The 17,578-nt window shown below is 69.5% G+C and carries 16 protein-coding genes; 14 read left to right on the top strand and 2 right to left on the bottom strand.

All coding sequences use genetic code 11. From position 1 onward, the window contains the following. The first annotated feature begins 28 nt into the window (after window positions 1-28). The 9 genes from OO71_RS41735 (at window position 29) to OO71_RS41695 (ending at window position 11,933) form a co-directional block, all read left to right on the top strand. The gene (locus OO71_RS41735; protein ID WP_156096821.1) at window positions 29-1,639 is read left to right on the top strand and encodes a urocanate hydratase; all 1,611 of its coding nucleotides are present in this window, start codon (window positions 29-31) and stop codon (window positions 1,637-1,639) included. Window positions 1,640-1,670: 31 nt separating this feature from the next. Beyond that, the gene (locus tag OO71_RS41730) at window positions 1,671-2,804 is read left to right on the top strand and encodes a CaiB/BaiF CoA transferase family protein (protein WP_033295609.1); all 1,134 of its coding nucleotides are present in this window, start codon (window positions 1,671-1,673) and stop codon (window positions 2,802-2,804) included. Next, entirely contained in the window at window positions 2,804-3,916 is a 1,113-nt protein-coding gene (locus tag OO71_RS41725; protein ID WP_033295608.1) for an SGNH/GDSL hydrolase family protein, read from the top strand. Before OO71_RS41730 ends, OO71_RS41725 begins: the two co-directional genes overlap by 1 nt. A 98-nt stretch (window positions 3,917-4,014) precedes the next feature. After that, window positions 4,015-5,220 carry a M20 family metallopeptidase gene (locus OO71_RS41720; protein WP_033295607.1) on the top strand — a complete coding sequence of 402 codons (1,206 nt, stop codon included), beginning with the start codon at window positions 4,015-4,017 and terminating at the stop codon, window positions 5,218-5,220. Beyond that, window positions 5,217-6,470 (top strand): M20/M25/M40 family metallo-hydrolase, encoded by a 1,254-nt coding sequence (locus OO71_RS41715; RefSeq protein ID WP_033295606.1) that lies wholly within the window; start codon window positions 5,217-5,219, stop codon window positions 6,468-6,470. Before OO71_RS41720 ends, OO71_RS41715 begins: the two co-directional genes overlap by 4 nt. Next, entirely contained in the window at window positions 6,467-7,918 is a 1,452-nt protein-coding gene (locus tag OO71_RS46815; protein ID WP_051792975.1) for a flavin-containing monooxygenase, read from the top strand. The genes OO71_RS41715 and OO71_RS46815 overlap by 4 nt, the downstream gene beginning before the upstream one ends. Continuing rightward, window positions 7,915-8,574 (top strand): carboxymuconolactone decarboxylase family protein, encoded by a 660-nt coding sequence (locus OO71_RS52730; protein ID WP_051792973.1) that lies wholly within the window; start codon window positions 7,915-7,917, stop codon window positions 8,572-8,574. The genes OO71_RS46815 and OO71_RS52730 overlap by 4 nt, the downstream gene beginning before the upstream one ends. Then, window positions 8,571-9,335 carry a crotonase/enoyl-CoA hydratase family protein gene (locus OO71_RS41700; RefSeq protein ID WP_033295605.1) on the top strand — a complete coding sequence of 255 codons (765 nt, stop codon included), beginning with the start codon at window positions 8,571-8,573 and terminating at the stop codon, window positions 9,333-9,335. The genes OO71_RS52730 and OO71_RS41700 overlap by 4 nt, the downstream gene beginning before the upstream one ends. Window positions 9,336-9,557: 222 nt before the next feature. Next, window positions 9,558-11,933 (top strand): HAD-IC family P-type ATPase, encoded by a 2,376-nt coding sequence (locus OO71_RS41695; RefSeq protein WP_033295604.1) that lies wholly within the window; start codon window positions 9,558-9,560, stop codon window positions 11,931-11,933. Window positions 11,934-11,939: 6 nt separating this feature from the next. On the opposite strand, the gene OO71_RS41690 is transcribed toward OO71_RS41695, so the two are convergent. Then, entirely contained in the window at window positions 11,940-12,173 is a 234-nt protein-coding gene (locus tag OO71_RS41690) for a hypothetical protein (RefSeq protein WP_033295603.1), read from the bottom strand. A 221-nt stretch (window positions 12,174-12,394) separates the two neighbouring features. On the opposite strand from OO71_RS41690, the gene OO71_RS41685 reads away from it, so the two are divergent. Beyond that, window positions 12,395-12,610, top strand: coding sequence for a hypothetical protein (locus tag OO71_RS41685; protein ID WP_033295602.1), 216 nt, complete (start codon window positions 12,395-12,397; stop codon window positions 12,608-12,610). A gap of 105 nt (window positions 12,611-12,715) precedes the next feature. Here OO71_RS41685 and OO71_RS48020 read toward each other — a convergent pair whose 3' ends face one another. After that, window positions 12,716-13,309, bottom strand: coding sequence for a TetR/AcrR family transcriptional regulator (locus OO71_RS48020; RefSeq protein ID WP_156096820.1), 594 nt, complete (start codon window positions 13,307-13,309; stop codon window positions 12,716-12,718). Window positions 13,310-13,383: 74 nt separating this feature from the next. Between OO71_RS48020 and OO71_RS41675 the strand changes: the two genes are divergently transcribed. The 4 genes from OO71_RS41675 to OO71_RS51085 all read left to right on the top strand — a co-directional run. Beyond that, entirely contained in the window at window positions 13,384-14,826 is a 1,443-nt protein-coding gene (locus OO71_RS41675) for an MFS transporter (protein ID WP_033295601.1), read from the top strand. Further along, window positions 14,823-16,061, top strand: coding sequence for a serine hydrolase domain-containing protein (locus OO71_RS48015; RefSeq protein WP_051792970.1), 1,239 nt, complete (start codon window positions 14,823-14,825; stop codon window positions 16,059-16,061). The genes OO71_RS41675 and OO71_RS48015 overlap by 4 nt, the downstream gene beginning before the upstream one ends. Next, window positions 16,051-17,052 (top strand): dipeptidase, encoded by a 1,002-nt coding sequence (locus tag OO71_RS41665; RefSeq protein ID WP_033295600.1) that lies wholly within the window; start codon window positions 16,051-16,053, stop codon window positions 17,050-17,052. Before OO71_RS48015 ends, OO71_RS41665 begins: the two co-directional genes overlap by 11 nt. 215 nt (window positions 17,053-17,267) lie before the next feature. After that, window positions 17,268-17,578 (top strand): DUF222 domain-containing protein (locus OO71_RS51085; RefSeq protein ID WP_162186173.1); only part of this gene is annotated, 311 nt, incomplete at its 3' end.

Below are 17,578 nucleotides of genomic sequence, written 5' to 3'. Positions count from 1 at the left end.
TCCGCCGATTTCGAGAGAAGGGCAGGGCATGGCGAACGGGTTGCGGTGCCGGGGCTGGCGCCAGGAAACGTTGCTGCGCATGCTGGAGAACACCCTGGAACACGCCGAGCGGCCGGACGAGCTGATCGTCTACGCGGGACTGGCCAAAGCCGCCCGCGACCACGACGCGCTGGCCGCCACCGTACGGGCACTGTCCGAACTGGACGAGAACGAGACGCTCGTGATCCAGTCCGGCAAACCGATCGGCGTGTTCCCGACCGGACCGGCCGCGCCACTCGTGCTGATGGCCACCAGCAACCTCATCGGCCGGTGGGCCACCAGCTCGCACTTCTACGAGCTGGAGCAGCGCGGTCTCATCATGTGGGGCGGCTACACCGCGGGCGACTGGCAGTACATCGGGTCGCAGGGCATTCTCCAGGGCACCTACCAGACGCTGGTCGCGGTGGCCGACGAGCACTTCGGCGGTGACCTCGCCGGACGGCTCGTCGTCACGGCCGGGCTGGGCGGGATGGGCGGTGCGCAGCCCCTGGCCACCGTGCTGGCGGGCGGCGTGGCGTTGTGCGTGGAGGTCGATCCGGACCGGATCAAGCGGCGGCTCGACAGCGGGTACCTGATGCGGTCGACGTCGTCGGTCGACGAGGCGATCTCCTGGGCGCGGGAGAGCGTTGCGGCGCGCAAGGCGGATTCCATCGGTCTGCTCGGCAATGCCGCAACGATCCTGCCTCTCTTGCGTGACCGGGGGGTCGTGCCGGATGTGGTGACCGACCAGACGTCCGCGCACGACCTGAAATACGGGTACGTCCCGGCGAAACTCACCGCCGCCGAGGTCGCCGCGCTGCGCGAACAGGACCCGGACGAGCTGATCCGGCTGGCCGAGGAGTCGATCGCCACGCATGTCGAGTGCATGCTGGCGTGGCAGGACGCGGGTGCCGTCGTGTTCGAATACGGCAACAACATCCGTGCACAGGCAGCGAAATCCGGCGTGGACGCCTTCCGGATCCCGATTTTCGTGGAACGCTACATTCGCCCGCTGTTCTGCCGGGGCCTCGGCCCGTTCCGCTGGCTGGCGGCGTCCGGCGATCCGGCCGACCTCGACGTGATCGACGACCTCGTGGTCCGGAACTTCCCGGACAACCCGCTGGTCGCCCGCTGGATCCCGCTCGCGCGTGAACATGTCCCGCAAGCCGGGCTGCCCGCGCGCATTTCCTGGCTGGCCCACGGCGAACGGACGCGGATGGCGCTGCTGGTGAACGACGCGGTCCGGCGGGGTGAGCTGAAGGGCCCGGTCGCGTTCACCCGGGACCACCTCGACGCGGGCGGGGTCTCGCAACCACTGCGCGAGACGGAGAACATGCCGGACGGCTCGGACGCGGTGTCGGACTGGCCGCTGCTGAACGCCCTGCTCACGTCAGGTTCGGGCGCGGACCTCGTGGCGATTCACGCCGGTGGCGGCGGCTATGCGGGGTACATGCAGAGCGCGGGGGTGACGCTGGTCGCGGACGGGACCTCCGCCGCGGACGACCGGATCTCGGCCGCGCTGACGGCGGATACGGGGATCGGCATCATGCGCTATGCGGATGCGGGCTACCCGGCGGCGGCGGACGCGGTCCGGGAGAGCGGGTTGCAATGGTTCGGCTGAGCGCACTCCCCGCCCACCCGCGGCGGTCCGCATGACTGGCGCACTCGAAGGCGTCCGCGTCGTCGATCTCAGCCGGATTCTGTCCGGCCCGATGTGCACGCGGATTTTCGCCGATCTCGGGGCCGAAGTGATCAAAGTCGAGGCTCCCACCGGCGACGACGCGCGGCATTTCGGGCCGTTCACCGAAGCGGGTGTGAGCACCTTCCACCGCCTGCTGAACCGCAACAAATACGGCATCACCCTCGACCTGCGCACCGACGACGGCCGCGAGCGGCTGGCCGGCCTGATCCGGCGCGCTGATGTCCTGGTCGAGAACTTCCGCCCCGGCGTCCTCGGCCGGCTCGGCTTCCCGCCCGACGAGCTGCACCGGCTCAACCCGCGGCTGATCGCGGTGAGCATCAGTGGTTTCGGCCAGACCGGGCCGTCGGCGGGCAAACCCGCGTACGACCTCATCGTGCAAGCGCTCTCCGGCCTCATGTCGGTGACCGGGCCCGACGGTGGCCCCGGCGTGCGGGTCGGGATCAGCATCGGCGACATCGTCCCGGCCCTTTACGCCGCCGTGGCAACGCTTTCCGCGCTGCACGAGCGCAACCGGACCGGTCGCGGTCAGCACCTCGACGTGGCGATGTTCGACAGCCTCATCTCAGTACTCGAATCGACGGCAATGCGCGCCCTGCATACCACCGAGGACATGGCGCCGACCGGCAGTCACCACGCGGTCAGCGCACCCTACGGCACCTTCGCGACCAAGGACGAGCCCGTCGCCATTGCCGTTGCCAGCGACGCGTTGTTCGCCAAACTCGCCGATGCGCTGGACCGTCCACAGTGGCTGGTCGACGGCCGCTACCGCAGTGACGCAGACCGTGCGCGGCATCGGCATGCGCTCCAGTCCGAAGTGGAATCCGCACTCGCGGGAATGACCCGTGACGAAGCGATCGAAGTGCTGTCCGAGGCAGGTGTCCCCTGTGGACCGGTGCTCAGTGTGCGCGAAGCGCTGGCGCAACCGAGCGTCGCGGCACGCGGGTTAGTGCGCACGGAACCGGATGGATTCCGCACCCTCGACACCGGCGTCCGCACGACCGGCACCGTCGACAGCTTCCGCCCGGCCCCGGAGCTGGGCGAGCACAACGACCTCATCGGCGAATGGATCAGGCAGGAGAGCTGATGCGCATCGAGTTCCCGGACGACCGCGTCACCATCGCGGGTGCGCTGGACCTCGAACCCCGCCCCGGCGGCGTCCTCCCGCGCCGGCTGCCCGCGTGGACCCGGGTGCAGGCCACCGACCCGTACCTCAACCTGGTGGAACCCCGCCCGGCCGGGGTGCGGCTCGTGTTCCGCACCACCGCCCGCAGCCTCAAACTGGACGTCCGCGTGACCCGGTTCCGCAACATCCACTTCCCGCTGCCCCCGGTGATGTTCGACCTGGTCCTCGACGGCGACCTGGCCCAATCCCGGCCCGCCACCGCCGGAGATCTGTGCATTGTGGACGCCGGAGCAGTCGTCGAGCGCACCGCCGGAAATGCCGAAACGATTCTCTTCGAGGAGCTCCCCGAAGGCCGGAAAAGCGTCGAGATCTGGCTTCCGCAGGCGTCGGTGGTCGAACTCCAGGCCCTGGATGCGGACGGCGAAATCGAACCGGACCCGATCACCGCACCCCGCTGGATCCATTACGGCAGTTCGATCAGCCACTGCGCCGAGGCAAGCAGCCCGACCGCGACCTGGCCCGCGCTCGTCGCCCGGCAGACCGGACTCGACCTGCTGTGCCTGGCGTTCGCCGGAAGCTGTCACCTCGACCCGTTCATCGCACGCACCATCCGGGATACTCCGGCCGCAGTCATCAGCCTGAAGGTCGCGGTGAACGTGCTGAACATGGCGACCATGAGCCTCCGCACATTCGGCCCCGCGCTGCACGGTTTCCTCGACACCATCCGCGAAGGACATCCGGAGACCCCGATCCTCGTGGTGTCACCCATCGTTTTCCCTTCGGCGGAAAACCGGGCGGGGCCGACGCCGCAAGGTCCGGACGGTCGTTACGCAGCGTCCGGCGAACCGTCGGAAGATGCCTTCACCTTACGGCGGATGCGGGAAATCGTCCGCGAGATGGTCACCGTCCGCAAAGACGAGCACCTGAACTACCTCGACGGCCTGACCCTGCTGGACGCCGAGTACCTGTACGACGGCCTCCACCCCACCGCGGAGGGCTACCGCGTCATCGCCGAACGCTTCCACGACGCGACCTTCGGCGCCGGGGGGCTCCTGCCTGTGCCGCAGGCATAACGCCCGCCGAGGTTCTTTGGGGCGCCGGGCCCAAGACGGCACGCCACCGGACCTCCTACGCTCGAAGCATCCCTCGCCATCCACAAAGGACTTGCGCAATGCGGACCGCAGCGACCGAAACCGGACAGGCGATCGCCGTCATCGATCAGCACACCGACCAGCTCGTCACCTTTCTCCGGGACTTCCTGCGTATCCCCAGTGTCTGGGGCGACGGCCCGGCGCTCACCGCCGCCGCGGAACACCTCGCGGTACCGCTGCGGGAAGCGGGCGTAGACGTGGACCTGCCGTACTCGGGCACCGACGGCATGCCCAACGTCCTCGCGCGGTACCGCGGTGGCGACGCCGGTCCGGTCGTCCTCAATGGACACATGGAGGTCTACCCGCCTTCGCAGTCTTGGAAACGGGATCCATTCGGCGGAGACATCGAGGACGGCCGGATCTATGGCGTCGGCGTGTCGGACATGAAGGCCGGAACCGCGGCCATGACCATGGCGACGGTAATGCTCGCCAAAGCCGGACTGCGGCCACCGCGGGATGTCGTCGTGCTGGCAGTGCCGAATCATTTCGAGGGCGGGGAAGGAACCCGGCAGGCAATTCGCGACGGTCTCGAAGCCGAGTACGCCATCAACTGCGAACCGAGCGATATGCGAGTGCTGACCGGGCAACGCGGAATTGCGTACGTGACCGTGACGGTCAGCGGCCGCGCCGCGCACACCACCGCGCTGGACATCGGGGTCAATGCGGTGGAACGCGCCGCGGAGGTCATTCGCGAAGTACTGGCAATGCCGATCACCGACCACAATGGACGGGAACTGCCGGACGTCAAGGTATGCAACGTCGCCCAGGTCTCCGGTGGAGTCGCGCACAACCTCGTACCAGAGCGTTGCGACATCACTTTCGACTTCCGTTTTCCCGCCGCCCAAACCCAAGACGATGTGTTACGCGATGTCCGCGCCGCGGTCGGCCGTTCGCTGGACCGGCTCGCCGAGTTCCCGGTTGATGTCAGTCTGGAAGCAACGTGCGTCAAGAACCCGCGCAGTTCCCTGGAAATGTCGCCGGACGAACGCATTGTGCTCGACGTCGCCGCCGCACATCGGGAAACCACCGGCGAAGCGGCAAGTTTCGACGTGCACAAAGCCTGGCCGGACACCCCGATCTTCTGGGAGGCCGGAATCAAGGCCGTCACCTATGGCCCGGGCTCGATGGATTGTTATTGGGACGACGAATCCGTGCTCATCGCCGATTACCTCACCGCAGTGAAAACGTACGCGGTCGCTGCGCTCACCCTCGGTGGCGGCCGGTGACGGGACGCAAACCGGTCGAAGAGATCTGCAGTGACCTGATCCGTTTCGACACCACCAATCCCGGCTCGAACGAGCGTCCGGCAGCGGAATACGTCGCCGCGTTCCTGGCCGACCTCGGACTCGAACCCGCGGTGTACGAACAGATTCCGGGCCGCACGAACATAGTGGCCCGTTGGCCCGGCCGCGATCCGGAATTGCCTGCCTTGCTGGTGCAGGGCCATCTGGACACTGTTCCGGCCGACGCAGCAGCCTGGTCGGTCGACCCGCACAGCGGCGAGATCGCTGACGGTTACGTGTGGGGCCGTGGCGCGGTCGACATGAAGAACGCGGTCGCGATGACACTGTCTGCAGTGGACACTACTGTCGCAAATGGACAACAACCCGAGCGAGACGTCGTCCTGGCCTTTCTCGCCGACGAAGAAACCGGCGGCGAGCACGGCGCCGGATACCTGGTCCGCCATCACCCGGAGCTGTTCGAAGGTTGCCAGGCGGCGATCGGGGAGGTCGGCGGATTCAACGTGACCCCGTCGGTGTTCGCGATTTCCGTTGCGGACAAAGGGTTACGCTGGTATGAGGTCCGCGAGCAGGGAATCGCGGGCCACGGAAGTATGGTCGCCGAGGACAACCCGATCCCGAAGCTCGCCGCCACCGTCGACCGGTTGATCGCGGGGGAGCAGCCGCTTGCCGTCACCGAACCGATGCGGGCCCTCGCCACGAGCCTCGCCGGACGACCGGTCACCGCAGCAGAAGACGTCCTGGACGTCCTCGAAACCCGTACCGGCCCGTTCGCGCGCATGCTGGCGGCGGGGGCCCGCAACACCGTGAACGTGACGATGACCGGCGCCGGGTACAAGGAAAACGTGATCCCCGGCGAGGCGTGGGCGCGGTTCGACTGCCGTTACGTACCGGGTTTCGAGGACGACCTGCACGAGCACATGACCGCCGGTGAAGCCACCCTGCTCCGCCGCAGCCCCGCCGCCTGGACGGACCACGACGGTGAGTGGTTCACCAGAATGACCGAAGCATTGGCCCACGAGCTACCCGGCAGCACCGCCGCGCCGTACGTGTTCAGCGGCGGCACGGACAACAAATGGTTCCAGCGGCTGGGTATGCAGACCTTCGGCTTCACCCCGATGCTCCTGCCACCCGGCTACGACTATCCCGCGATGTTCCACGGCGTCGACGAGCGCTGTCCGGTCGACGCGCTGCAGTTCGGCGCCCGCGTGCTGGCGGGGCTGATGTCGCGATGACCACGGTGGCGATCATCGGCTGTGGACTCGGCGGGATCGCCGCGGCAGTCAAGCTGCGGCAACGCGGGATCGAGACGTTCACCGTCTTCGAGCGCTCTGCCGGACCCGGCGGCACCTGGTGGGACAACCGGTATCCCGGCTGCGAGGTCGACATCGCCTCGCACGCGTACTCCTTCTCCTTCCTCACCTACGACTGGGCGCGCACGCACGCCACCCAGCCTGAACTGCAGGCGTACACCGAACACGTGCTGGACCGCTTCGACCTGCGGCGGCACTGCCGGTTCGGTGTCGCGGTGGAGGCGGTGACCTGGCACGAGGAAGTCGCGCGCTACGAGGTCCGGCTGGCCGGGGGCGAGACGAAGTGGTTCGACGCGGTGATCAGCTGCCTCGGCCTGCTCAACGAGCCGCGGTATCCGGAATGGCCGGGGATGGACGAGTTCGCCGGTGTCAAGTTCCACACCGCGCGGTGGGAGCACGAGCACGACCTCACCGGGAAGCGCGTGGCCGTGGTCGGCACCGGCTCCACAGCCACCCAGGTCGTGCCCGCCATCGCGGACCAGGTCGACCGGCTGTACGTGTTCCAGCGCCAGCCCGCCTGGATCCTGCCGAAGGGCGAGCGTGACTTCACGCCGCGGGAACGCGCGCGGTTCCGGCGGTTCCCGCTCCTGCAGAAAGCCCGTCGCGCACATCTCTTCTACCAGTTCCGGCAGATGTTCAAGGCTTACGACCTCGCCAGCAAGCAGCAGAAGGCGAACCTGCAGAAATGCCGGGAGTACCTCGCAACCACCATTGCCGATCCGGTCCTGCGCGCCCAGCTGACCCCCGATTACCCGTGGGGATGCAAGCGGCCGGTGCAGGCCACGGGGTTCTATCCGGCGCTGAACCGGCCGAACGTCGAGCTGGTCCCGCACGCGGTCACCGAGATGACCCCGAAGGGAATCGTTTCTGCGGACGGCACCGAACACGAGATCGACGTGCTCGTGATGGCCACCGGCTTCCGCACGACGAGCTTTCTGGCGTCGATGGAGGTACGCGGCGTCGGCGGCGCGAGCCTGCACGAGGTGTGGAACGGCGAGCCGTCCGCGTTCCTCGGCATCACGGTGCCCGGATTCCCGAACTTCTTCATGCTCTACGGCCCGAACACCAACGGCGGGTTTTCGATTGTCGCGCAGCTGGAACGTCAGGCTGAAGTGGCCGCGAAGGCCGTCACACGGATGCGGCGCGGTTCGGTGGTGGACACGAAACCGGGCGCGGCGCGGCGGTGGGTGCGCTGGATCGACCGTGAACTGCTGCGCAGCACGCCCGTGATGGAAGCGGGTTGTACCAACTACTACCACTCGGCCAGCGGCCGCAACGTGACCCAGTGGCCGCGGCCGCACGGCGAGTACTACCTGCTCACGAAAATCCTGCCGTACTTCGGTTTCGTCCGGCGCCGGCGGCGCGGATGAACCCGGCCGACGCCGTGTGGCAGGCGGTGGCCGAGTCCGATCCGGAATTCTTCGCCGCGTGCGCTGCGCTCGCCGAGGCGCCCGCGCTGGAGCCGAAGGTCCGCGAGCTGATCGCGATCGCGGTGAACGCGTCCGCGACGCATCTGCACGAACCCGGTCTGCGAAGGCACATCCGCGGCGCGCTGGCCGAGGGCGCGAGCCGCGCGGAGATCACCGCGGTGCTGCAGCTGGTGTCCGTGGTCGGCATCCACGCGGTGTCGACCGGCGTACCGCTGCTGCCCGGCCCGCCGGAGGCGACCCGGCCGGAGCTCAAGGCGGAGTTCATCGCGCGGCGCGGGTACTGGGATCCGGTGTGGGAGCAGGTACTCGCGCTCGACCCCGGGTTTTTCGCGGCGTACCTGGAGTTCTCGGCGATCCCGTGGCAGGGCGGCACGCTGAGCCCGAAGCTGCGGGAACTCGTGTACGTCGCGATCGACGCGTCGGCGACGCATATGTACGTACCGGGATTGAAGGTGCACATCGAGAATGCGCTCGGGTACGGCGCGACGCCCGCGGAAGTGATGGCGGTGCTGGAGGTCGCGAGCCTGATCGGGCTGCAGACCGTCGAGGTGGCGATGCCGATCCTGCTCGAGGAACTGCGAGAGGCGGAGTCATGACGGAACCGGTGCTGGTCGAACGGCAGGGCGCGATCCAGGTCGTCACGCTCAACCGGCCGCAAGCCCGCAATGCGATCGACGCTGCAGTGACGCGTGCGCTCGCCGCTGCCCTCGATGAACTGGACGGCGACGACAGCCTCGTCCTCGGCGTACTGACCGGCGCAGGCGGAACGTTCTGTGCAGGTATGGACCTGAAGGCCTTCCTCCGCGGCGAGGACGTCACCCTGCCCGGCCGTGGCCTGGGCGGCATGGTGCGCCGACCGCCGCGCAAACCGGTCATCGCCGCCGTCGAGGGCTACGCGCTGGCTGGTGGTTTCGAACTGGTACTGGCCTGCGACCTGGTGGTTGCGGCCCGCACGGCGGCGTTCGGCATCCCCGAAGTCCGCCGCGGCCTGGTAGCCGCAAGCGGCGGCTTGCTGCGGTTGCCGCGGCGGCTGCCGTACCACTTGGCGATGGAACTGGCCCTGACCGGCGCATTGCTCGACGCAGCCACCGCGGCGCACCACGGCCTGGTCAACCGGGTGACCGAACCGGGCGAGGCGCTGTCGGCCGCCCTCGACCTGGCCGGGACGATCGCCGCCAACGCGCCGCTGGCCGTGCAGGCGAGCAGGCAGGTGATCGTGGAAAGCGGGGACTGGCCTCTCGCGGAGGCTTTCGAACGGCAGGACGGGGTCATCGGGCACATCGAGGACTCGGCCGACGCGCAGGAGGGGGCGCGTGCTTTTGCGGAGAAGCGCCCGCCACGGTGGGAGGGCCGCTGACGCTGGCTGGGGGTCCAGGCGGCACCGAAATCCACCGTCACGCGAGTAATGCACTGCCGATTCCGCATTTCCGAAGTCCGCGCCCGGACCAGCCCGCCCACCACCGGCGCCGTCCGGACTGAAGAATTCCCCGTCCCCCGATCGGGTGGGACGCAAGCCCGAGCCGGGGGTGCGCGGTGTCCTGGCCACAGCGGTGCCCGAAACCTGCGTAAGGTCGGCTTCATGCCAGGGGAAGAGGGCCTGCTCACGCAGGACAGCACGCGCGGGCTCACCGCGGCCGAGGTGGCGGAGCGGGTTGCCGCGGGCCGGACCAACGACGTACCCGCGCGCACGAGCCGCAGCGCGTGGGAGATCGTCCGGTCCAATGTGTTCACGCGGATCAACGCGATCTTCGCCGTGCTCGCCGTCATCATCTTCTCCACCGGCTACCTGCTGGACGGGTTGTTCGCCGGGGTGATCGTCGCGAACAGCGTCGTCGGCATCGTGCAGGAGCTGCGGGCAAAGCGGACGCTGGACCGGCTCGCGATCGTCGGGCAGGTGCGGCCCCGGGTGCGCCGCGACGGGGTCGGCCGGGAGCTCGCGCCGGAGGAGGTCGTGGCCGACGACGTCATCGAGGTCGGCGCGGGGGACCAGGTGGTGGTCGACGGCGAGGTGCTCGCCGCGGACGCGCTCGAGGTCGACGAATCGCTGCTCACCGGCGAGTCCGACCCGGTCGTCAAGCATCCGGGTGAGCAGATCATGTCCGGCAGTTTCGTGGTGGCCGGCAACGGCGCGTACCGCGCGACGAAGGTCGGCAGCGATTCGTACGCCGCCCGGCTGGCCGAAGAAGCAGGCCGCTTCACCCTCGTCGACTCCGAGCTGCGGAACGGGATCAACAAGATCCTCAAGGTCATCACGTACCTGCTCATCCCGGCCGGGGCGCTGTCGATCTACAACCAGCTGTCCGGGTCGCAGGAGCTGCCCGCCGCCCTGCGCGGGATGGTCGCGGCGCTGGTCCCGATGGTGCCGGAAGGCCTGATCCTGCTCACCTCCGTCGCGTTCGCGGTCGGCGTGGTCCGGCTCGGGCGGCGGCAGTGCCTGGTCAACGAGCTGCCTGCGATCGAGGGGCTCGCGCGGGTGGACGTCGTCTGCGCGGACAAGACCGGCACGCTCACCGAAAACACCATGCGGCTGGCCGAAATCCGGCGCCTGCACGACGCGGTCGAGCCCGAGACCGTGCTGGCCGCCCTCGCTGCGGCCGACCCGCGGCCCAACGCCAGCCTGGCCGCCATCGCCGAGGGTGTTCCGGCCGGGCCGGGCTGGACGGCGACGTCGGTCGTGCCGTTCTCGTCGGCGCGGAAGTGGAGTGGCGCGGGCTTCGGCGAGCACGGCGACTGGGTGCTCGGCGCCCCCGACGTGCTTCTGCCCGCCGTGTCCGAGGACCGGGCCGAGGCGGAGCGGATCGGCGCGCAGGGGCTGCGGGTGCTGCTGCTCGGAAAGGCGGCCAACGCCGTCGACGCACCTGGTGGGCCCGGTGAGATCACGCCGGTGGCGTTGGTCGTGCTGGAGCAGAAGATCCGCGGCGACGCCCGCGAGACGCTCGATTACTTTGCCGCACAAGGCGTTGCGGTCAAGCTCATCTCGGGGGACAACGCCGTGTCCGTCGGCGGCGTGGCCCGGGCGCTGGCCCTGCCCGGCGGCGAAGCGCCGGTCGACGCGCGGACGCTGTCGGAGGAACCCGCGAAGCTGGCCGAAGAGCTCGAAGGCTCGGCAGTGTTCGGCCGCGCGACCCCGGCGCAGAAACGCGCGATGGTCGCTGCGCTGCAGTCACGCGGGCACACGGTCGCGATGACCGGCGACGGCGTCAACGACGTCCTCGCGCTCAAGGACGCCGACGTCGGCGTGGCGATGGGCGCGGGCAGCCCGGCCACCCGGTCGGTCGCGCAGATCGTGTTGCTGGACAACGCTTTCGCGACCCTGCCGCACGTCGTCGGCGAGGGCAGGCGGGTGATCGGCAACATCGAGCGGGTCGCGAACCTCTTCCTCACCAAGACGGTGTACTCGGTGCTGCTGGCGCTGATCGTCGGCGTGCCAGGGCTGATCGGGCTGGCCGCGATGCCGTACCCGTTCCTGCCGCGGCACGTGACGATCGTCGGCTGGTTCACCATCGGCCTGCCCGCGTTCGTGCTTTCCCTGGCCCCCAACAACGACCGCGCCCGCGGCGGCTTCGTCGGCCGGGTCCTGCGCACGGCGATCCCGGCCGGGATCGTGATCGGCGCGGCGTCGTTCGTGTCCTACATCCTGGTCCACCCCGGCGGCGCGACGAGCGAGGCCCTGCAGGTGCAGGCGAGTACCACCGCGCTGATCACGCTGATGATCCTGGCGTTGTGGGTGCTGGGCATCGTGGCGCGTCCGTACACGTGGTGGAAGGCGATCCTGGTCGGCGGGATGACAGTGCTGTCCGCGCTGATGTTCCTCGTCCCGCTCACCCGCCGCCTGTTCCAGCTCGACCCGAGCAACACCCAGTACACGCTCACCGCGCTGGCCTGTGCCGCCGTGGGCATCGTGCTGATCGAGGTCGGCCGGTGGATCGGGGACCGGGTGGGGAAACAGGACTGACGGGCGTCAGAAGCACGACCCTTTGTCTTCGCCGTCTCCGATGATGGTCACGAGCAGCTGAACCTCGTCCTCGGTAAAGGCGCCGAGCGAGGTGGCCTCGATGCGCGCGGTCTCCCGGGAGACCCGCGCGAGCCTGCCCTGCCTTCCGCCGTGCATTCCGGGGAGCAGCCAGGTGGGCTCCGAATCGGCGGAGTACCCGGCGCTGGTCCGCGACCACCTCGACGAGCTTCCCGACGGCACGATCGCGGTCCGGCCGGTACCCCGGAGAATTGAGCGGATGTCGCTGAGCCGGGCTGGGTGGCGGCGTGGGCGTCGGAAATGGGGGACCGGCGGCTGGGCCCGTTCACCGGCAACGTCCAGTTCACCTGCGCCCGGCTCAACCCGCCGGACGGATTGTGGCGGCTGTACAACGAACCCTGGCGCGAAGGGCACGTTCCGGCTCGCGACGGGAGCGCACGCGCATGCCTGATTCGCTTGTCCGCGCGGAGTTCCGGCTGTCGGACGCGCTCGACCGGCTCGGCGACACCGCCGAGGTCATGCGCGACTTCCTGACCGAGGACTACCCGCGGTTCACCGGCCGCACCGCCCGGATCGACGGCGCCAGGGCCGTCTTCGTCCGCAATCAGGACGACCCGGACCTCTGCGCGGCGGACACGGCGATCACTTCCGTGCGGTGACTACGTCGAGCACTTCACGGACGCGCTCGAGGCCGAAGAGATGGCCGACCGGCTGCGTCGCCTGATGGCGTGAGCACCTTGCCGGTTGGTACGGGCATCCGCTGGTCAGTCGGCGAGGATGCGCTGCAATCCTGTCGCGATCAGGGCGCGCATGTCGATTTCCGGGTCCAGCGAGGCGTGCATGATCACCCCGTCGACGAGGGTCATCGCGAGCATGCCGCGTTCCCGCACGCCCGGGCCGCACAGGCGGGCCAGTGTTTCGCCGAGAGCCGCGTGGCCGTGGCGGATCGTCGCCAGGCGGCGGGTGGCCAGCGCCGGGTCGCGGGCGGCGATGAGGGAGAACTCGTTGTTCGCCAGCAGCCAGCCGCGGCGCTCTTCGAACGATTCGGCCACCCACGTGCCGATCACCCAGCCCGCCTTCTCCGCCGCGATCTCGGCCGAGCCGATCGTGTGCAGCTCGGCGAACAATGACTCCGCCCGGTCTTCGGCGAGCGTGAGGAAAAGGTCCTCCTTGCTGCTGAAGTTCGCGTACAGCGCGCCCCGGGTGAACCCTGCGTCGGCGGCGATGGTTTCCAGCGACGCGGCCGCGTAGCCCACCTCGCAGAACGTGGTGTACGCCGACTCCAGCAACGCAGCCCGCGTTTCGCGGCGCCGGCGGTCACGGCTCGATTCCGGGGCTTGACGGCTCCGCGTGTTCATATACCCTTCGTACCACAGATACGACCTGTATTTGAAATACACACCGTACCCAGAGTCGTCGTACGGAGGTCCCGATGTCTTCCCCGTCGCCCCGCACCGCCCCGATTCCACCCCGGATTGCCGCCTTGACGTTGTGCGTCGTCACCGCGGCGCTGTTCGCGTACTCCACGCTCGAAACGATGCTTTCGCCCGCCCTGCCCGAGATCCAGGCGGCCGTCGGCGCCTCGACCCCGGCGATCGCCTGGATGTTCACCGGCCTGCTGCTGGCCGGGGCGGTGTCGACGCCGCTGGTCGGGCGGCTCGCCGACGTCCGGGACAAGCGGACCGTCCTGCTCGGCGTGCTCGCCGTGGTCACGGTGGGGACGCTGCTCGCTGCGGTCGCCTCGAACGTCGCGCTGCTGACTGTCGGCCAGGTGCTGCAGGGGGTGGGGCTGAGCCTGGTCGCGCTGGCGGTCGGCATCATCCGCGACACCCAGCCGGCCAAGCGCGTGGCCTCGGGCAACGGCCTGATCGTGGGGACGGCGGCGTCCAGCACCGCGGTCGGGCTCGTCGTCGCGGGCCCGATCCTGGAGGTGCTGCCGTACCAATGGCTGTACTGGATTCCGCTTGCGGTGATCGTCGCGGCGCTCGTGGTCGCGGTGGCGGTCGTCCCGTCCTGCCCGCCCGCCCATCGCGGCCGCGTCGACCTGCCCGGTGCGGTTCTGCTGGCCGCGGGGCTCGCCGCATTGCTGATTGCGATCTCACGTTCCTCGCGCGACGGCTGGGGCTCACCCCTCGTTCTGACGCTTTTCGCTGCCGGGGCAGTGATTCTGGCCGTTTTCGCCGTCGTCGAACTGCGCACCACCGACCCGCTCGTCGACCTGCGGTTGCTGGGCACCCGCACGGTGCTGCTGGCCTGCGTGGTCTCGTTCGTGGTCGGGTTCGGCACCTTCGTGGTGTTCGTGCTGGTGCCGATGATGGTGCAGCTGCCGCCGGAAACCGGGTACGGGCTGGGTGGTTCGGCGCTCGCGACCGGGCTTTACCTGGTCCCGCTGGGCATTGTGGGGACCGCCGTCGCGCCGCTGACCGGTCGGCTCGAGCGGCTGATCGGCGCCCGCGGCGTGATGCTGACCGGTACCACCGTGATGGTCGCCGCGTCGGCCGTGCTGCTCGCCGCTCCCGGACGGCCGTGGCTGATCGTGGTTTCCACGGCGCTGACCGGGCTCACCGTCGGTCTCGCGCTGACCGGCGTGATGAACATCGTGGTCGCGACGGTGCCGGAGGACCGGACGGCGAGCGTCAGCGGGCTTGCGTTCGTGGCCAAGAGCGTCGGCGGCGCGCTCGGTGCGCAGCTGGGTGCGGTGCTGCTGGCCGGATCGGCGGCGCCCGGCGCGGAACTGCCGTCGTGGTCCGGATTCCGCTCGGCGTTCCTGCTCGCCGCGATCGTCAGCGTTGCCGCAGTCCTGCTCAGCGCGGCCCTGCCCGCGCGGCTGCCGCGCGTGCAGAATTCCCTTGCCCCGATTGGAGAAACGGTATGATCGACCTGGATGCGATCCTCGAACAGGCAGCGGCAGGCCGCGCGGTGGCCGGTGCGTCGGTGTGCTTGCTCTACGGTGCACCGCGCCTGGCGTCGATCGGGGTAGAGCGGATCGGCGACGCGGTCAAGGCGGGCCCGGACACGCTGTACCCGCTCGGCTCGGTCACGAAGACCGCGGTGGCGACGCTGGTCTGCCGCCTGGTCACGGACCTCGACGCGCCCGTCGCCGCCCTCGTCCCGGAACTGCACGACCTCGGCCCGCGCGGCGCCGCGATCACCGCCCGCATGCTGCTGTCCCACACGTCCGGTCTCGCCGATGCCTGGGGCGGCGCCGACACACTCCCGGAACTCCTCTCCGGCGGCGTGGCCGAGCCGGGAAAGTTGTTCTCCTACAGCAATACCGGGTACGTCGTGCTGGGCCGGCTCATCGAGAACATCACCGGCACGAGCTGGGAATCGGCTCTGCGGCGGGAAATCCTGGACCCGGCGGGGATCACGTCGGCCGATTTCTCCGGTACCCCGGCGGGTGCGGCGAGCGGCCACCTCGCCACCGGCGACGGCCTCGAACCGGGGGAGTTCTGGCCGTCGGTGAGCCCGCTTTTCGGCCCGGCCGGGGCCACTTTGCACACCACCGCGGAGGACGCCGCGCGGCTGGTCCTCGCCTGCGCGACCGGCCGCACGCACGACGGGTACGAGCTGCTGCCGGAGCGGGTCGTCGACGAAATGCTCCGCGTGCAGACCCGGCTGCCCGGGTCGCCGCTGCACTTCCGCGGCTGGGGCCTTGGCTGGGCGCTGCCCGCCGGGGTGCGGCAGCGGGCCGTCCAGCACACGGGCGGGACCAGCGCGTTCGTGCACGTCGAGCCCGACCGCGGCGTCGCGCTGGCCGTGCTGACCAACTTCCCGGAGGGCTGGGCGTTCGGGAAGGACGTCCTGTACCGGGCGCTGGGGCTCCGGAAGCCCGCGTACGCGTCCGGGGTCCGGCCCGAGGACCCCGCGCGGTACGTCGGCGAGTACGCGTCCCGCACCTTCGGGATCGCCGTGCGGATCGGCGGGGACGGCCGGTTGCGGGTCACGAATCCGCTCACCGGCCGGGAAACCGACCTGCACCATCAGGCGGGCGACGATTTCTGGGCCGATTTCGGCGAGCTGGAGACCGAGGTGAACTTCCTGGACGTCACCGACGGCCGGGCGAGCCGGGTCCACCTGGCGTTGCGGGTGCTGGACCGTGCGAGCTGACGCGCACAACGACCTGCTGATGCTCGTCGCCCGCCGTCCGCCGGAGCGATGGGCGGCCTACTTCCGCGAGAACTGGTACCCGCAACTGCGCGCCGGTGGCGTCGACTTGCAGGTGCTGCCGGTGTTCGTCGACCACGAGTTCCGGCCGGAAGGGGCGCTGCGGGAGAGCCTGCGGATGGTCGAGGCCGCGCACCGGATCGCGGAAGGGAACGCCGACGTGGTCGCGTTGTGCCGCACCGGCGCGGAAATCGACGCGGCCGTCGCGTCCGGGCGGATCGCTTTGGTGCTTGCGCTGGAGGGTTGTCCGCAGATCGACACCGACCTCGAACTGCTGGGGACGTTCGCCCGGCTCGGCGTGCGGATCGTGTCGTTCACGCACTTCGGCCGGTCCGCACTGGCCGACGGCTCGGGGGAGGACGCCGCAGGCAGCCGCCTGACGCGAGCCGGGGTGGCGGCGGTGGGACTGCTGGAGTCACTCGGCGTGCACCTGGACGTGTCGCACCTCGGCGCGGCCGGCGTCGAGCATGTCCTGGAACTGGCGACCCGCCCGGTCATCGCGACGCATTCCGCCGCCCGCAGCGTGTTCGACCACCACCGCAACCTCACCGACGCCCACGTCCGCGGCATCGCCACCACCGGCGGGATCGTGTGCGTGAACCTGTACGCCGGGTATCTGACGGCGGAATCCCCGACACTGCAGCACGTTGTCGCCCATGTCGACCGCTTCGCCGACCTCGCCGGACCGGCCGCGGTGGGAATCGGCTCGGATTTCATCGCGGAACTGCTTGCGGAGAAGGTCCCGGTTTGTGACCGGCCGGTGTTGTTCGAGGGTACCGATGCGGAGGTTCTGGTGCCGGGCTTGGCGGGCCCGTCGGGTCTGCCGCTGGTCGTCGATGCGCTGCTGGCGGCCGGGCATCCGGAGGACGCGGTGCGGGCGATCGACGGGGGCAACCTGGCCCGCTTTCTCGGCTCCACGGTGTCCTGCCGATGATCGACGGGTTAGCGCTCACCTGATGGCGGGTTTCGGTGTGGAAAACGATGATCGGAGATCCGGCTGAGCCGGGTCCGGTTCGCGGGGGCGGAACCCATGGCCGAGCTGAAGTTCGCCGCCTACACGACGCGCACCCCGTGTGTCGATCCCCTTCCTGCACAAGATCATCCACGGCGAAGTCTGCTCTCTCGTGGGCGACCGTCACCCTTTCCTGCGTGTCCACTGATCGAGACCGCAACATTGTCTACGCCCGGCATCTGGAGTTGATCCGGGAGATGACCGACCGCGGTGTCGTGCCGGAGGGTCACCCGTCGACGGCAGTGTTCCTCGCGACTGCTTTGCACGTGACCCCGCGTGAAGCCCGTTCCCGGGTCGCGCAGGCGACCGCGGATCTCTCGTTGACCCGTAAGGCTGCGGCTGCGGGTGAGGTGTCTGCGCAGCATGTCTCGGTGATCACCGAGGGTTTGGCCGCGGTCCCGGATTGGCTCGCGGCGGAGGACTACATCGCCGCCGAGGACACTCTGGT

The sequence above is a fragment of the Amycolatopsis jejuensis genome, from assembly GCF_000717335.1.
Classification (GTDB): Bacteria; Actinomycetota; Actinomycetes; order Mycobacteriales; family Pseudonocardiaceae; genus Amycolatopsis; species Amycolatopsis jejuensis.
This window is presented reverse-complemented; position numbering and strand designations above follow the sequence as displayed.

Excerpts from the sequence above, each read along its gene's own strand:
- OO71_RS41735 (WP_156096821.1), top strand. The coding sequence starts at position 29 with ATGGCGAACGGGTTGCGGTGCCGGGGCTGGCGCCAGGAAACGTTGCTG.
- OO71_RS41730 (WP_033295609.1), top strand. The coding sequence starts at position 1,671 with ATGACTGGCGCACTCGAAGGCGTCCGCGTCGTCGATCTCAGCCGGATT.
- OO71_RS41725 (WP_033295608.1), top strand. The coding sequence starts at position 2,804 with ATGCGCATCGAGTTCCCGGACGACCGCGTCACCATCGCGGGTGCGCTG.
- OO71_RS41720 (WP_033295607.1), top strand. The coding sequence starts at position 4,015 with ATGCGGACCGCAGCGACCGAAACCGGACAGGCGATCGCCGTCATCGAT.
- OO71_RS46815 (WP_051792975.1), top strand. The coding sequence starts at position 6,467 with ATGACCACGGTGGCGATCATCGGCTGTGGACTCGGCGGGATCGCCGCG.
- OO71_RS52730 (WP_051792973.1), top strand. The coding sequence starts at position 7,915 with ATGAACCCGGCCGACGCCGTGTGGCAGGCGGTGGCCGAGTCCGATCCG.
- OO71_RS41700 (WP_033295605.1), top strand. The coding sequence starts at position 8,571 with ATGACGGAACCGGTGCTGGTCGAACGGCAGGGCGCGATCCAGGTCGTC.
- OO71_RS41695 (WP_033295604.1), top strand. The coding sequence starts at position 9,558 with ATGCCAGGGGAAGAGGGCCTGCTCACGCAGGACAGCACGCGCGGGCTC.
- OO71_RS41685 (WP_033295602.1), top strand. The coding sequence starts at position 12,395 with ATGCCTGATTCGCTTGTCCGCGCGGAGTTCCGGCTGTCGGACGCGCTC.
- OO71_RS48020 (WP_156096820.1), bottom strand. The coding sequence starts at position 13,309 with ATGAACACGCGGAGCCGTCAAGCCCCGGAATCGAGCCGTGACCGCCGG.
- OO71_RS41675 (WP_033295601.1), top strand. The coding sequence starts at position 13,384 with ATGTCTTCCCCGTCGCCCCGCACCGCCCCGATTCCACCCCGGATTGCC.
- OO71_RS48015 (WP_051792970.1), top strand. The coding sequence starts at position 14,823 with ATGATCGACCTGGATGCGATCCTCGAACAGGCAGCGGCAGGCCGCGCG.